Source organism: Cupriavidus sp. SIMBA_020 (assembly GCF_046535395.1).
Classification (GTDB): Bacteria; Pseudomonadota; Gammaproteobacteria; order Burkholderiales; family Burkholderiaceae; genus Cupriavidus; species Cupriavidus campinensis.
In genome coordinates this window covers 1-264 of sequence record NZ_JAWRWU010000800.1, presented here as the reverse complement: position 1 = coordinate 264, position 264 = coordinate 1, and the positions used below count along the sequence as shown (strand labels likewise).

The window sequence follows — 264 nt, the reverse complement described above, 5'->3', positions numbered from 1 at the left end:
ATCGGCCGCACGCCGCGTTCGAATCCGGCCACCTACACGGGCCTCTTCACGCCCATCCGCGAACTGTTCGCCGGCGTGCCGGCGGCCAAGGAGCGCGGCTACGAGTCGGGCCGCTTCTCGTTCAACGTGAAGGGCGGGCGCTGCGAAAGCTGCCAGGGCGACGGCGTGCTGAAGGTGGAAATGCACTTCCTGCCCGACGTCTACGTGCCCTGCGACGTCTGTCACGGCAAGCGCTATAACCGCGAAACGCTCGAAATCCAATAC

1 protein-coding gene is annotated in these 264 nt (G+C 65.5%); it reads left to right on the top strand.

The features are described from left to right. Nucleotides 1-264, top strand: a 264-nt coding sequence (locus tag SB751_RS31560; RefSeq protein ID WP_410749217.1) for a hypothetical protein, incomplete at both ends; no start/stop codon positions are given.